The organism is Pseudoalteromonas sp., assembly GCF_041613455.1.
Lineage (GTDB): Bacteria > Pseudomonadota > Gammaproteobacteria > Enterobacterales > Alteromonadaceae > Pseudoalteromonas.
The window spans coordinates 25,030-39,670 of the sequence record NZ_JBFJHD010000012.1; the positions used below are offsets into that span (position 1 = coordinate 25,030).

Here is a 14,641-nt window from a genome sequence, read left to right on the forward strand (position 1 = left end):
GCGCCCCTTATTAAAAAAGCGCTATAACAGTAGTAAGCTACCTAAACCTAAAAAGGTAACAAAGCCAACAATATCGGTAACCGTGGTTAAAATGACCGAGCCTGACAGCGCAGGATCAATTTTCATTTTATCCAAAATAGAGGGGATCACCACGCCTGCCAATGAAGCGGCCACTAAGTTAAGCAATATAGCCACAGTAATGGTGATGCTCAGCATCACATCGTTAAACCATAAATTGGTCAACACCCCAATAACCAGTGCCCACACTAAACCATTAACCGCGCCAACACGCAGCTCTTTTTTCAGTAATGCGGTGCGGTTAGAATCGGTAACTTGGCCAAGCGCTAAACCCCGTACTATGACTGTTAGTGTTTGACTGCCAGCAATCCCGCCCATAGACGCCACCACCGGCATTAATACTGCCAACGCCACCACTTGCTCTATGGTTGCGCCAAACAAGCCAATAAACCACGAGGCTAAAAAAGCCGTCGCTAAGTTTATACCCAACCAAATCCCCCGGTTTTTGGCACTTTTACGTACACTGGCAAATAGGTCTTCGTCTTCTCGTAAACCACCCGCTTTGGCCGCCGCTTCGTCAGCCATTTCTTGGCGTAATTCGTAGGCTGAGGCTATCGTTAAGCGCCCCAACAATTTATTCTCGGCATTCACCACCGGCAGCGCCATTTTTTCGCTGTGGATCACCACTTCAGCCGCTTCGTATAAGTCGTCATCGGCATGCAAGGCTGTAAAGTCATGGTTTGCTAAGGTGATCAGGTTATCCGTGTCTTTGGCTTTAATCAGGTCATTTATTGACACTTCCCCAATTAAAGCGCCTTTACGACTAACTAGATAAATCACTTCGCTAAATTGCGGTAACCCCTTAAGGAGTAGCTTTTTAGCGCCTCCGGCGGTGAGCTTTTCAGACACCTTTAAAAAATCAAAGCCTAACCAGTGACCTAGTTGCTCTGAAGGATATTGCTGCGCCAATTCATATTGCTTAGTTTGCGCTTCGTCGAGTTGCTTTTTAGCATATTCAACAAATCGCTCCGGGATCACTTCTTCAAGTTCAAGCAACTCAGCGACATTAACTTCATCTAATAGCTTAAAGCTTTCGCTATCATCTAATGTTTGCAGTAACCATAAGGTGCTGTCTTCGCTTAAATTAACAAATATTTCGTGTTGGGTGTCTTCATCTAATAACTGCCAAATTTCAAGACGCTGCTCTTTAGGAATAGCCTCAAACAACAGCGATAAATGTTCAGTTGATAGTGTTAACTGCGCATCTGCTAATAGCTTATTTTTACGCTCTGTGGTGTCGCATTGTAATAAGTCATTTATGAGTTGGGGTAACTGATCAACCGGGTACTCAATCATCTTTAGCCTTAAAATTTATATGGATGTATTCATTCACTTTAATAAGTAGTCACTTATTAGTACGGATTGCTATTAGTGTAACGTAGCGAGCCTAAAATATTGTAAAAAACATGCGCACAACAGCGCTTTTTTTGCATAGCGCAATAAAAATAAACTGCCGATACGATGTTTTCATTCTCTTTTAATCTAACAAAAAAGCCGTCACACTAAGGGTGACGGCTGATAGCAGGTTAATAGATTTTAAAATGATTAAATTTTAAATTGTCCGACTAACTGCCCTAAGTTTTCACCACGTCCTGCTAAATGTAATCCCACTGACGAGGTGGTTTTACTTGATTCGGTTAAGTCGTTAACAATTTCTTGAATCGCAAACACGTTACGGTTAATTTCTTCAGTGACCGAGCTTTGCTCTGTTGCAGCAGTGGCAATTTGAGTACTCATATCGTTAATAGTGGTTACCGAGGTAGTAACTGCACCTAAACTGTCTGAAATAGCGCGCGATGACTCCACCGAACGGTTACAGCTTTGCTGACTTGCCTGCATTGCATTCACCGCTGCCGTTACCAAGTTATGTAGTTCACTAAGCATTTCACTAATTTCTAAAGTACTCACCTGAGTACGGCTTGCCAAGCTTCTTACTTCGTCAGCAACCACCGCAAAACCGCGCCCTTGCTCGCCCGCACGTGCCGCCTCTATTGCCGCATTCAATGCCAGTAGATTCGTTTGCTCTGCAATGCCACCAATAACACTTAAAACACTGTTAATTTTTTTCGATTGCTCACTCAACGAGTCGACTTGTTCGGCGGCCATATTTATCTCGCCCATTAAGTTTGATACTTCACTTAACGAAATATCAACACACTCTTGTGCCTTAGCGACTTCTTGCGTAGCGGCCTGAGTTGACACCGCCACTTGCGTAGTATTTTGCGCCACTTCATGCGAGGTCGCCGACATTTCGGTAATAGCGGTGACCACTAAATCCGTTTCATGGTTGTGTTTCAGCAGTTTATCTTCAATCACCAGTGTTTGCGTATTGATATCAGCTGAGGCCGATTTAACATCATGGGTCACATCGACCACACTGGTAATAATACCGTGTAACTTGCTAACAAACATATTAAATGACTCGGCTAGCTGACCAATTTCATCTTTACTATCTACCTCTAAGCGCCTCGTTAAATCGCCTTCGCCGCGAGCAATATTATCTAGGCTTTGCACCATTCTTTGTACTGGTTTTAGCATATTATTAGCCGCAAATAAGGCGCCGGCCACAGCCAAAGCCATACACAATAAGGCCATTAACACTAACGTGGTTAGGGTGCTATGTAATTGCTTATCCATAGTCAATTGGTAACTGGCCAGTTCAGCGTCTATATCATCCATATACGCACCGGTACCAATCATCCAATTAGTGCCAGGGATCATCACCGCATAACCTATTTTTTCAACTAAGCCTGTGGTGTTGGGTTTTTGAAAATGATAGTTAAAAGCCCCGCCCCCTTGGCGCGCTTGTGCCAGCAAACCCACTATTATTTTTTTACCATTAGGGTCGGTCATGCCAATTTTATTTTGCCCTTCAATGGCATCACCTAGCATGGCATGAAACACACTCATGCCATTGGTATCATAAATAAAGAAATAACCATCGCTACCAAAGGTTAGTTTACGTAATACATCTTTAGCCGCCTGCTCTGAACCAGTCGCTAATTGGTGTTGAACTAACTTGCTGGCAATTTCAACCTCGGTGGCCAGTAAATGTTCGCGGTCGGCAATCAACTTGCTTTTAAAGGTATTAAAGCTTTGCTGTTGATTGTCTATTGCTAAATAATATGAACTTGAGATAAAACTTATCAACAACAACAGTAATGGCACAATAGCCAGAAGTAACAACTTGTTTTTCAAGCTTAAATTACTCATTTTTTCTCCAATTAAACGTATTACAAGCTGTAAAAGCTTTACTCATCACTTTGACACTTCTAGCTATACAAATTTATTAATCACATCAGTCAGGCTAATTTCGTACTGTGACTTTTACCGCCAGTACAGTGAACTTTTAACCTACAATAATGTAACGAGTGGTTGAATATTATAATCTTTGTTGCAATTATTTGACACAAAAAAGTAGCCATAACTATTAACAATAGTGAGCTTATCTCAGAATAAAGTTGTTTTCAGTTACAGTTATTTTTACTACTCGGTCCCATTAACAAGTAAGTTGTGCGCTAAAAATGCGTTTCTCAAAAACCAAGAGGGCTTCATAACCGCCTAATAAACTACTTAATATACGCCCTTAAATTAAACGAATTAGTTGATATGTAATTAAAAATTAAGCACAGTACGTATAGTTAGTGACCAATACATTTCGGTTACGCCCGTTATAGCTACATTGTTTAAGGAGCATTCAATGGCTTTTGATTATGGATCGATTGATCTTGGACTAAAAAACCCCTTCAAGCTTGAAGGTAAAGTAACCGCACTGAGAGGCGCAATAGAGTCAATTACGGGGGTTACCCTGCTTGTTATTGCTGCTGGGTTAGTTAAAGAAGATGCGGCAAGTGGCTGGATCTTAATGCTGTTTGGCATGCTCATTTTAGGACTTGGGATTCGCTCACTCTCTGGCGGAATTTATGCCACATTAAAGTATTTTGTTGGCCGTAACCACCCTACTTCGTTAGCTCATAACTTTAGTAAATCGCAAAGCTCTACTGCAAAAGAAGAACAACAAATCGTTGCTTACAACGCACAAGCGTTAGAAGAAATGCTGATGGGTCGTAAAAATATGACATTTAAAGAGCCACAAGGTTTTTTATCTCGCTTACTGCATAGCTTGCTTCCTAAACTGATGTTTTTACCCTATCCAATGCGTAATATTGCCCAGCGATTATTCGGTTCATGGGTAAGTACCTTAGTTGCACTTGTAGCCTATGGACTGGTTGCGTTTGTCTCTTTATCTGGCTTTACCGGTGAAGCCGGTGAATTAGCTTTTCCTATATACAGCACTATTTTAATGTTCTACGTCTTATTCTCATGGCGTTCATCTGCTAGGCCCATTTCACGTGGGGCTGAAATGCACATTGAAACACTCGGGGGGGGTGCGCTGGCTAAGATTATTTCACTGTCGTTTATTTTACCCATTGTAATTGGCCTGTCTGTGTCATGGTTAATGCAACAGCAACACATCAGTAAAGCGCAAGTAGATGGCTGGTTTGAACAATTACCCAGCCTGCATGCAAGTAGTTATTTAGTCGCCATTATTATTTTAGCGACCTTATGCTGTGGCTTAGTTTTTACCATGTTAACAGCACGTTTAAAGGCCATAACACCAACGACAGAAGTCTCTGAGCTACGCGAAAACTGGCAAGAATCTGTGCACCCTAACGAAATTTTTATTAACCTAGATAACCTCGTTATGGCGAATCGTCGTTACAAAGAAGTGCCTAACCGTGTTTACCGCGAGCTCGATCCGCAACTGCATGAGCAAGTAGAAGGTAAAGGCGATTTCAAGGGCGAATTAATTCAAGAAATACAGCCTAAATTACATCAATTAGAGCTAGGTAAAGGCTTCTCTACGGCACGATTACTCGCCCTGCTCAGCGGTAATCTCCTGTATTTAATTACGCTGATATTCACGGTATTACTGGCGTATTCTTTTATCGATATTTATCGTTATGTTGATAGCGCCAATATTAACTCTATAAAGCAAGTAGTTAATAACCCTGCACCGCTGAGCGAGCTAGTTATGGCAAGTGTACATATATTGCTGATCGGCTCATTAATTAAAACCTTTGCTCGGCTATTAACGACTAATGCTCATTTGTTTTTTGCTGAAATGCAGTTTGAATCATTACTGGTTTACTTCAAATGTGAAGGCACATTCACCGAATCTAAAATATCAACCGGAACCGGCATTCACGACAGTACTCGCTCTGAAAACACCTTAGTGCGCAGTAGTATTACCCCTTGGGTTATCGTTTCGCGCATAATAACCACTACTTTTGCCGCAACAGGGATGAAAAATCTTGAGCATCCACGCCATATTATGGAAATGCACAAAGATGAAGGGCAACTACAAGCAATTAAAAACGATGTGCTTGCGTTCTTAAAAGATCGCGAATCTATTGCCGCAATTACCAGCTCGCGTGATTTAGGTAACGCGTCGCAAATTCATCAGCTTAATCAGCAAACGCGTGCTCAGCCGGCGCAAAATACAATTACGAAAAATGAAGAGGATGCGGCCGGTTTTCTTCAACAGCAGCAGGATTTCGCCAGCGAAACTAAAGCTTAACAGATTCAGTATATAACAAGTGCCCCCAGTAAACGCGGGCACTATTAACAGCTTAGATACCTTTTTAAACCTCAGTTAACCTTGCTTACGTTAATCTCATCGGGATACAAAATTAACTCCCTTAACATCCCACAAAGCACTTGCTTTATGCGCTAAAACGCAAATAATAAAGCATTAATTACTGGGTAAGAATGAGAGAATGAGCTATATACTAACCACCCAATGTGCCGATGACGTCGGGCTAATTGCTAAAATTACCGGTCTTTGTCACCAACATAATTTAAATATTACACGCAATAATGAGTTTGTAGATAAAGATGCTAAGCGCTTTTTTATGCGAACAGAGCTGACTGGTGAGCCACAAAGTAATTTTTTATCACTGCTGCGTGAGGTACTCCCCGCAGACGCTAAGGTTGCGTTACATAATGGTACAAAAACTAAAGTGGTGTTACTGGCCACTAAAGAAGCGCATTGTTTAGGCGGTGTACTTTTAAAACAGTTTGAGCAAGCGTTAAATATTGAAGTGCAAGCCGTCATTGCTAATTACGCGACGTTAGAGCCGCTAGCAAAAGGCCTAGACGTGCCATTTCATGTGATTTCCCACCAGGGATTAACGCGCAGCGAACACGATAAACAAGTGGGCGATTTGATTGCCAGCTATAACCCAGACATTATTGGTTTAGCTAAATATATGCGTATTTTAAGCCCTGAGTTTGTACAGCGCTTTGAAGGCAAAATTATTAATATTCACCACTCGTTTTTACCAGCCTTTATTGGTGCAAAACCATATCATCAGGCATTTGAGCGCGGCGTAAAAATTATTGGTGCTACCGCTCATTTTGTTAATAACGAACTCGATGAAGGGCCGATTATTTTACAAGATGTCACCCCTGTGACCCATGCCGATAACGCACAAATGATGGCACAAATGGGTAAAGACGTAGAAAAAACGGTATTTTGCAAAGCGTTGCAACTTGCCTCGGAGCATAAGCTATTTATTAGCGGCAATAAAACCGTGGTCTTTTAAAAAACAATGCCAGCATAATGCTGGCATTTTTTATTTAGCTAATTAACACGAGTTTAGCTTTAAGGATTATAATAGGTTGGCGACTCAGGCCCTACCGGCATACCTAGTAAAAACACCCACACGTAAAACAATATCACCCAGCCAACAAAGAATATTATACTGTATGGCAGCATCGTGGCGACCAAGGTGCCTATCCCCATGTCTTTTTTGTATTTAACCGCCACCGCGAGTATTAAGCCAAAGTAACTCATCATCGGAGTGATTAGGTTCGTCACGGAATCACCGATACGGTAGGCCGCTTGAATCGTTTCTGGCGCGTAACCAATTAGCATTAACATAGGCACAAATATTGGGGCTGTGACTGCCCACTGCGCCGATGAAGAGCCTAAACTTAAGTTAACCAAGGCACACATCAATATAAACAATACAAAGACTTCTGGGCCGGTTAAGTTTAAAGTTTGTAATAGGGCTGCACCATTGATTGCTAGAATAGTGCCTAAATTAGTCCATTTAAAAAACGCCACAAACTGCGCGGCAAAAAATACCAGCACAATATACATGCCCATTGAGCTCATACTTTTGCTCATCGCATTAATGACATCTTTATCGTTTTTCATGGTGCCTACCACGCGACCATAGACAAAACCCGGAATACCAAAGGTGACAAAAATAAACACCACTATGCCTTTTAGAAATGGCGAACCTTGTACTAAACCAGTTTCGGGGTTACGTAAAATGCCATCGGCTGGCACTATGGTCCACGCTAACATTAGTGAAACCACTAACAATGATACACCGGCCCATTTTAAGCCTGACTTCTCTTTCGCACTTAGGCCGGTAATATTATTTTCGGCCAGATCGGCGCTGGCATCTTCTGGGTTATATTTCCCTAGGCGTGGCTCAACAATTTTTTCGGTAACCAAAGTCCCTAAAACAGCAATTAACAATACCGACACCATCATGAAATACCAGTTCGCTTCTGCGCCAACTTGATAAGTGGGGTCAATCATTTGTGCAGCTGGCGTCGTGATCCCCGCCAGTAACGGATCGATAGTACCCAATAATAAATTAGCACTGTAGCCACCCGAAACCCCAGCAAACGCCGCGGCAAGACCCGCAAGAGGATGACGTCCTAAACTGTGGAATATCATCGCCGCCAGAGGAATCAATACCACATAACCGAGCTCCGATGCGGTATTAGACAAAATAGCGGCAAACACCACCATAAATGTTACCAAGCGCTTTGATGCGCCCATTACCATGCCACGCATTGCAGCAGAGAGTAGTCCTGAGTGCTCAGCAACACTTACGCCAAGTAACGCCACTAATACCGTACCTAATGGCGCAAAGCCGGTAAAGTTAGTTACCAAGCCGGTTACAATACGCTGCAGCCCTTCTGCACTGAGTAAGCTAACCACTTCAATCACGCCATCAGGCGCACGGCCTGCAGCTCCCTCGGGACGCGGATCTATGGCACTTAAACCAAACCAATCGGCCACACCACTAAATACCACGATGGCGATACAAAAGATCGCAAACAACGTAATTGGATGTGGCAGCATATTGCCTAAAAATTCAACTGTGGCTAAAAAGCGATTAAACCAACCTTTAGTGCCACTGTCGTTACTGCTTTGGGTGGTGGAGTCTACTGCGTTTGACATACCATGATCTCTTAATTACAAAATGCCCGTAACCTAGCATTATTTTTAGAGGAGATCATGTAATAAAGGTGAATAACTTGTCATAACGCAGTAACTAAGTGCAGAAAGGTTAACAAGCAGCAAACTAATGGCTAAAAAGCCAGCTGCTTGAGGTTAAGTAATTATTCGTTTGGTAGCTGTTCTATTGGCGCTAACTGTAGTTTTGCAGCAATTAATACCGCTTGAGTACGGTTATAAACACCCAGTTTTCTAAATATTGCGGTAATATGCGCTTTTATGGTCGCTTCTGAGATATGTAATTCGTAAGCTATTTGCTTATTTAGCAAACCTTCGTGCAAGTATTGCAATACACGGTATTGTTGTGGGGTAAGTGAGGCAACTTGCGCAGCAATTTCGCGATCTTCACCTTCTATTTCGGCCACTTTATTTTTTAGTTCTGTGGGTAACCAAGTATCCCCTTCGAGTATTTGGTTTATCGCATTGGCAATATCATCGGATGAAGACGACTTAGGAATAAAGCCCATTGCGCCATAGCCCATCACTTTAGAAACGATATTCACATCTTCACTCCCCGACACCACTGCAATCGGTAAACTGGGGTAATCTTCGCGGATGCGAATAAGGCCGTATAAATCACCATTTCCTGGCATATGTAAATCTAGCAGTAATATATCAAGATCTTCTTGCTCGCTTAACACCTGCAATGTACTGTTGAAATCTGCTGATTCAAATACCTCTAAATCAGCAAACTTAGCAGTTAGTGCGCCCTTTAGTGCTTCACGAAATAACGGATGGTCGTCCGCTATTAAAAACTGACTCATGGTTCACTCCTAATAAATTCGGCTGTGTCTTATCGAGTAAGACACAGCCGGTATACTACGTTTAGAATCAACTGGTAATCAAGCTTTTAACGCGAATTTAACGATTTAATCGATTTTCAATTAATTCATCCACTACCGACGGATCGGCCAGTGTTGACGTATCACCGAGCTGATCATGCTCGTTTGCCGCTATTTTCCGTAAAATTCGTCGCATGATCTTACCAGACCGCGTTTTTGGTAATCCTGGCGACCATTGGATCATATCAGGTGATGCAATCGGGCTTAGCTCTTTACGTACCCACGCACGCAGCTCTTTGGTCAACTCTTCGGTGATTGTCACCCCTTCATTTGGCGTAATATAAACGTAAATTCCTTGGCCTTTAATATCATGCGGGTAACCCACAACCGCCGCCTCAGCAACGGCGGCATGCGCAACCAGTGCACTTTCAATTTCAGCGGTGCCTAAGCGATGCCCTGATACATTAAGTACATCATCTACGCGGCCGGTGATCCAGTAGTAACCATCTTCATCGCGACGACAACCATCGCCACAAAAATACACCCCTGGGTAAGTAGCAAAATAGGTTTGCTCAAAGCGTTCATGGTCGCCGTAAATAGTCCGTGCTTGCGATGGCCAGCTATCGGTGATCACTAAATTACCGTCTACGGCGCCTTCAAGTGTATTACCATCGGCATCAAAAATTGCCGGTGCAATACCAAAAAATGGGCGTGTCGCAGAGCCAGGTTTTAAATCGGTAGCGCCTGGCAACGGCGTGATCATAATACCGCCGGTTTCAGTTTGCCACCAAGTATCGACGATTGGGCACTGTGATTTACCAATTTTTTCGTAATACCAATTCCATGCTTCAGGGTTAATCGGCTCGCCCACCGACCCTAAAATGCGTAAACTATTTCGATGCGATGTTGCCGTAGGCTCATCGCCTTTTGCCATAAGGGCACGAATTGCAGTTGGCGCAGTGTATAAAATAGTTACACCATGTTTATCTACCACTTCCCCCATACGCCCTGCCGATGGGTAAGTAGGCACACCTTCAAAAACCACTTGGGTACAACCATTAACTAATGGCCCATAGGCAATATAACTGTGTCCAGTGATCCAGCCCACATCGGCGCTACACCAAAACACATCATCTTGTTTAACATCAAATATATATTCATGCGACATAGAGGCATAGACTAAGTAACCCCCTGTGGTATGCACCACGCCTTTAGGTTGTCCGGTTGAACCTGAGGTATATAAGATAAACAGCGGATCTTCTGCATTCATTGGTTCTGGATCACAAACTGGCTGTTGATCGGCCACTAAATCGTGCCACCAGACATCGTGATCGTGCCAATCAACTTCGCCGCCGGTGAGTTGATGCACAATAACGTGCTCAATAGTGGTCACCGAATCTTGTAATACCGCTTCATCCACATTGGCTTTAAGCGGCACGCAGTTACCAGCACGACGACCTTCATCTGAGGTAATAACCACTTTTGCACCCGAGTCTTTGATGCGATCGGCAATCGCCGACGGTGAAAAGCCGCCAAATACCACAGAGTGAATTGCCCCTAAGCGCGCACATGCTTGCATGGCGTAAATAGCTTGTGGGGTCATTGGCATATAAATAGCCACGCGGTCACCCTTGGTAACGCCTAGCTTCTTTAAACCATTGGCAAATTTTGCGACTTCGTCATGTAATTGTTGATAAGTAATGTGTTCGCTTAGACTTGGGTCATCGCCTTCCCAAATCAGGGCCACTTTATCGGCTTTGGTTGTTAAATGACGATCAATACAGTTATAAGATGCATTCAAATAACCATCTTCAAACCATTTAATGCTGATGTTACCTTTATCAAAGCAGCTGTTTTTAACTTTTGAATAAGGGGTAAACCAGTCAAGACGCTTGCCGTGTTCGGCCCAAAAACTTTGTGGATCATCGATAGAGTGTTGATACATTTTATTATACTTTTCATTATCGATTAGGGCTGTATTTTTAATATGCTTAGGAACTGGATAGATAGTTTGTGACATCTTCGTCTCCATTTAATGACTTACCGTATGCTTTAAGTAAGGATTACTCAGCAATCTGCTATTAAATATTAGACCTTAGTTGTAAAGCCCTTCAAATTACTGTGTTGTTGTTTATAATCGCTGCGCTATTCATTACTTTTACATAAACAATACATGATGTTAAATGTAAGTAAATAAGCAATCATTGAATCTTACACCTTAGTCTTATAGACCAATAGATGATTGAGTAAAAAACATGCATATTTAACAGTACTGCATCTGAAGCATTAAATTATTTGCATTAATTAACTTTGCGCTTTATTTAACAAGTTAGTATTTTTTCGTATAACTTATTTGTTAGTAATGGCGGTTTATAAATGCATTCTATAAATATAAAGCAAAACACAACATGTAGCCTATAAAGGACTCAACAATGAAATTTACCCCATTAAAAACTTTAGCAGCCAGCGCTGTTTTATGCGCGCTTTCAAGTACAGCTTATGGCGCAACAGCAGCAAAAGTTGGTGATACCGAATTTACCTACGGTGGATACATAAAACTAGATGCAATGTGGAGTGATTACTCAGCGGGTGTGCCAGCAGGCAGCAGCGCAGGTCGTGATTTTTACGTACCCGTTACTACCCCTGTTGGCCCTGACAATGATTCTGATGCGGTGTTTGATATGCACGCGCGCGAGTCACGCTTTAATTTTGGTACTGCGACTTTATTAGATAACGGCAAAACGATTAATACCAAAATTGAAATCGATTTTTTAGCGTCGGCACCCGGCGGTAATGAACGTGTATCTAACTCATACGCACCTCGTGTACGTCATGCCTTTATTAGCTACGATGGCTGGTTATTTGGTCAAACATGGTCAAACTTTCAAAACGTGGGTGCCCTTCCTGAAGCGCTAGACTTTGTTGGCCCAGCAGAAGGCACCGTGTTTGCCCGTCAAACACAAGTTAAATACACTACCGGCGCATGGTCTTTCTCATTAGAAAACCCTGAAAGCACTATCACCACGGAAGATGGCATGGTGGCAACGGATGATGCATCGCTACCTGATTTTACTGCACGTTATACCCACAAAGCCGATTGGGGTAACCTTGTAGTGGCTGCCCTTGCACGCCAGCTTACGTATAAAAAAGAAGGCCTTGATGCCGATGAAAGCTCATTTGGTATCAGTGCGTCAGGTATGGTTAAACTTGGCCAAGACAACCTTAAATTTATGCTTACTCAAGGTAAAGGCTTAGGCCGTTACATTGGTATTAACTTAGCCCATGGCGCGGTACTAAATGGCGATCAGCTTGACGCTATTGATTCAACATCGGGCTTTGTTGCGTATCAACATAAGTGGAATAGCCAATGGCGCTCTACGTTCTTGTACTCTTTCTTCTCAGCCGATAACAACACTGACTTGTTAACTATCAGTGGCGATCCGACCAAATCAAGCCAAAGCTACAGTGCTAACATTTTATACTCGCCGGTTAAGCGCCTTACATTTGGTGCTGAGTTTAAACACGCCGAGCGCGAGCTAGAAAGTGGCAAAGATGGCGATATGGAACGTTTACAGTTCTCAGTTAAATATGCGTTTTAAACGCTAAAAGTTTACTTCCTAGAGCGGCTACGGCCGCTTTTTATTGCTAGCCAATACTCATGCTTATTAACAACCTGATCTTGCTAATTAAATAGCAGGCTCACTTAAAGCGATGGGTAACATTAAACAGCTCGTAACGTGACTAGCAGCTATAGATAAAAAAACGCTAACCATTGCTGGTTAGCGTTTTTTAAAAGCTCGGGTCAAATCAAGCTTGAGTCAATTATTAAAGCTTAAAGGTCGGCGGCATCACCTAATTTATCTTCACCCTCTTCTGGCTCAATAGTTGCCTTTAACAGCAGCATTTCGCGTAGTTTGCCTTCAATTTCATCGGCAATTTCTGGGTTGTCTTTTAAGAACTTAATAGAATTAGACTTACCTTGGCCCACTTTATTGCCATTGTAGCTGTACCACGCACCCGCTTTTTCAACAATTTTGTGCTTCACACCTAAGTCAATAAGCTCGCCTTGCTTAGAAATACCTTCACCGTACATAATGATAAATTCAGCTTGCTTAAATGGCGGCGCCACCTTGTTTTTAACAACTTTAACGCGGGTTTCGTTACCAACAACTTCATCACCCTCTTTTACCGAGCCAATACGACGAATATCAATACGTACTGAGGCGTAAAACTTAAGTGCGTTACCCCCGGTGGTGGTTTCTGGGTTACCAAACATAACACCAATTTTCATGCGGATTTGGTTAATGAAAATACACAAGGTGTTCGAACGTTTTATGTTACCGGTTAACTTACGTAATGCTTGCGACATTAAACGTGCTTGTAAACCCATGTGCGAATCGCCCATGTCACCTTCAATTTCAGCTTTTGGTGTGAGCGCTGCAACCGAATCGACAATCACCACATCAACCGCGCTTGAGCGTACTAGCATGTCACAAATTTCTAATGCTTGTTCACCGGTGTCTGGTTGCGATACAAACAGCTCGTCTATGTTTACACCTAGTTTTTGTGCGTAAACTGGATCAAGTGCATGCTCAGCATCTATGAAGGCACACGTTTTGCCTTCTTTTTGTGCTTCTGCGATAACTTGTAACGTAAGCGTGGTTTTACCCGATGACTCTGGACCATATACTTCAACAATACGCCCCATAGGTAAACCACCTATGCCTAAGGCAATATCAATGCCTAATGAGCCCGTTGATACAGATTCAATGTTCAACGCTTTATTATCACCCAATTTCATAATTGAGCCTTTACCAAATTGACGTTCAATTTGTGATAGTGCCGCGTCCAACGCTTTTTGTTTGTTATCGTTCATTTTGTTCTCCAAATCCAGCTAATGCAACCAAGTATACTGTATGAAATTACAGTATCAAGCTAATTTTTTTATTTTATCTGTTCTATTATAGTTTTTAATGAAAATACAATAGCTTGCAGTCTAACTTGCGCTCTATCACCGGTGAATACTTGCTTAAATGCCCAGTGCTTATTGTTTATATGTAACCCAAACCAGACTAAACCAACGGGTTTATCTACAGAGCCACCATCGGGGCCGGCAATCCCCGATATGGCAAGCGCAATATCGGCCTTGGCTGCACTCGCTGCGCCACGGGCCATTTGCTCCACCGTTTGCTCACTCACCGCCCCGTATTGTGCCAAGGTATCTAAACATACCCCTAGTAATTCGTGCTTGGCTTGATTACTGTAGGTGACAAAGGCGCGATCGATATACGCAGAACTTCCTGGCGTATCGGTAAGCGCATAACTGACGCCCCCGCCAGTACATGATTCAGCGGTAGTGATCCATAAGCGTTTATCCGTTAAAATAGCGCCTAATTGCGCAGCAAGTGTTTTAATCTCTTGATGTAATTCCATATTCAGCCTTTGGGTAAATACA

General features: G+C 42.6%; 10 protein-coding genes. 3 read left to right on the top strand and 7 right to left on the bottom strand.

The window, feature by feature from the left end:
* Positions 1-21: 21 nt before the first annotated feature.
* Positions 22-1,374: a magnesium transporter gene (locus ABYB02_RS02605; RefSeq protein WP_372760785.1), complete on the bottom strand. Its 1,353-nt coding sequence runs from the start codon at positions 1,372-1,374 to the stop codon at positions 22-24.
* Between the two features lie 249 nt (positions 1,375-1,623).
* Positions 1,624-3,291, bottom strand: a complete 1,668-nt coding sequence (locus tag ABYB02_RS02610; protein ID WP_372760786.1) for a methyl-accepting chemotaxis protein — start codon at positions 3,289-3,291, stop codon at positions 1,624-1,626.
* A gap of 487 nt (positions 3,292-3,778) precedes the next feature.
* Between ABYB02_RS02610 and ABYB02_RS02615 the strand changes: the two genes are divergently transcribed.
* Positions 3,779-5,659, top strand: a complete 1,881-nt coding sequence (locus tag ABYB02_RS02615; protein ID WP_372760788.1) for a hypothetical protein — start codon at positions 3,779-3,781, stop codon at positions 5,657-5,659.
* Between the two features lie 199 nt (positions 5,660-5,858).
* A complete protein-coding gene (gene purU, locus ABYB02_RS02620; protein WP_372760790.1) occupies positions 5,859-6,686 on the top strand; it encodes a formyltetrahydrofolate deformylase in 828 nt (275 codons plus the stop codon).
* A 59-nt stretch (positions 6,687-6,745) separates the two neighbouring features.
* Here purU and ABYB02_RS02625 read toward each other — a convergent pair whose 3' ends face one another.
* The 3 genes from ABYB02_RS02625 to acs form a co-directional block, all read right to left on the bottom strand.
* Positions 6,746-8,347 (bottom strand): AbgT family transporter, encoded by a 1,602-nt coding sequence (locus ABYB02_RS02625; RefSeq protein ID WP_372760792.1) that lies wholly within the window; start codon positions 8,345-8,347, stop codon positions 6,746-6,748.
* A gap of 161 nt (positions 8,348-8,508) precedes the next feature.
* Positions 8,509-9,168 carry a response regulator transcription factor gene (locus tag ABYB02_RS02630; RefSeq protein WP_372760794.1) on the bottom strand — a complete coding sequence of 220 codons (660 nt, stop codon included), beginning with the start codon at positions 9,166-9,168 and terminating at the stop codon, positions 8,509-8,511.
* A gap of 97 nt (positions 9,169-9,265) precedes the next feature.
* Positions 9,266-11,206, bottom strand: a complete 1,941-nt coding sequence (gene acs / locus ABYB02_RS02635) for an acetate--CoA ligase (RefSeq protein WP_372760796.1) — start codon at positions 11,204-11,206, stop codon at positions 9,266-9,268.
* Positions 11,207-11,618: 412 nt separating this feature from the next.
* Here acs and ABYB02_RS02640 point away from each other — a divergent pair, with 412 nt between their 5' ends.
* Complete coding sequence (locus ABYB02_RS02640) at positions 11,619-12,785, top strand: DcaP family trimeric outer membrane transporter (protein ID WP_372760798.1); 1,167 nt, start codon at positions 11,619-11,621, stop codon at positions 12,783-12,785.
* A gap of 233 nt (positions 12,786-13,018) precedes the next feature.
* On the opposite strand, the gene recA is transcribed toward ABYB02_RS02640, so the two are convergent.
* Both recA and pncC read right to left on the bottom strand, forming a co-directional pair.
* The gene (gene recA / locus ABYB02_RS02645) at positions 13,019-14,062 is read right to left on the bottom strand and encodes a recombinase RecA (RefSeq protein WP_372760800.1); all 1,044 of its coding nucleotides are present in this window, start codon (positions 14,060-14,062) and stop codon (positions 13,019-13,021) included.
* Between the two features lie 68 nt (positions 14,063-14,130).
* A complete protein-coding gene (gene pncC / locus ABYB02_RS02650) occupies positions 14,131-14,619 on the bottom strand; it encodes a nicotinamide-nucleotide amidase (protein ID WP_372760806.1) in 489 nt (162 codons plus the stop codon).
* Positions 14,620-14,641 lie beyond the last annotated feature (22 nt).

Bases quoted from the DNA above. Each gene is read 5' to 3' on its own strand.
- purU (WP_372760790.1), top strand. From the start codon at position 5,859: ATGAGCTATATACTAACCACCCAATGTGCCGATGACGTCGGGCTAATT.
- ABYB02_RS02615 (WP_372760788.1), top strand. From the start codon at position 3,779: ATGGCTTTTGATTATGGATCGATTGATCTTGGACTAAAAAACCCCTTC.
- pncC (WP_372760806.1), bottom strand. From the start codon at position 14,619: ATGGAATTACATCAAGAGATTAAAACACTTGCTGCGCAATTAGGCGCT.
- ABYB02_RS02630 (WP_372760794.1), bottom strand. From the start codon at position 9,168: ATGAGTCAGTTTTTAATAGCGGACGACCATCCGTTATTTCGTGAAGCA.
- ABYB02_RS02605 (WP_372760785.1), bottom strand. From the start codon at position 1,374: ATGATTGAGTACCCGGTTGATCAGTTACCCCAACTCATAAATGACTTA.
- ABYB02_RS02640 (WP_372760798.1), top strand. From the start codon at position 11,619: ATGAAATTTACCCCATTAAAAACTTTAGCAGCCAGCGCTGTTTTATGC.
- ABYB02_RS02625 (WP_372760792.1), bottom strand. From the start codon at position 8,347: ATGTCAAACGCAGTAGACTCCACCACCCAAAGCAGTAACGACAGTGGC.
- acs (WP_372760796.1), bottom strand. From the start codon at position 11,206: ATGTCACAAACTATCTATCCAGTTCCTAAGCATATTAAAAATACAGCC.
- ABYB02_RS02610 (WP_372760786.1), bottom strand. From the start codon at position 3,291: ATGAGTAATTTAAGCTTGAAAAACAAGTTGTTACTTCTGGCTATTGTG.
- recA (WP_372760800.1), bottom strand. From the start codon at position 14,062: ATGAACGATAACAAACAAAAAGCGTTGGACGCGGCACTATCACAAATT.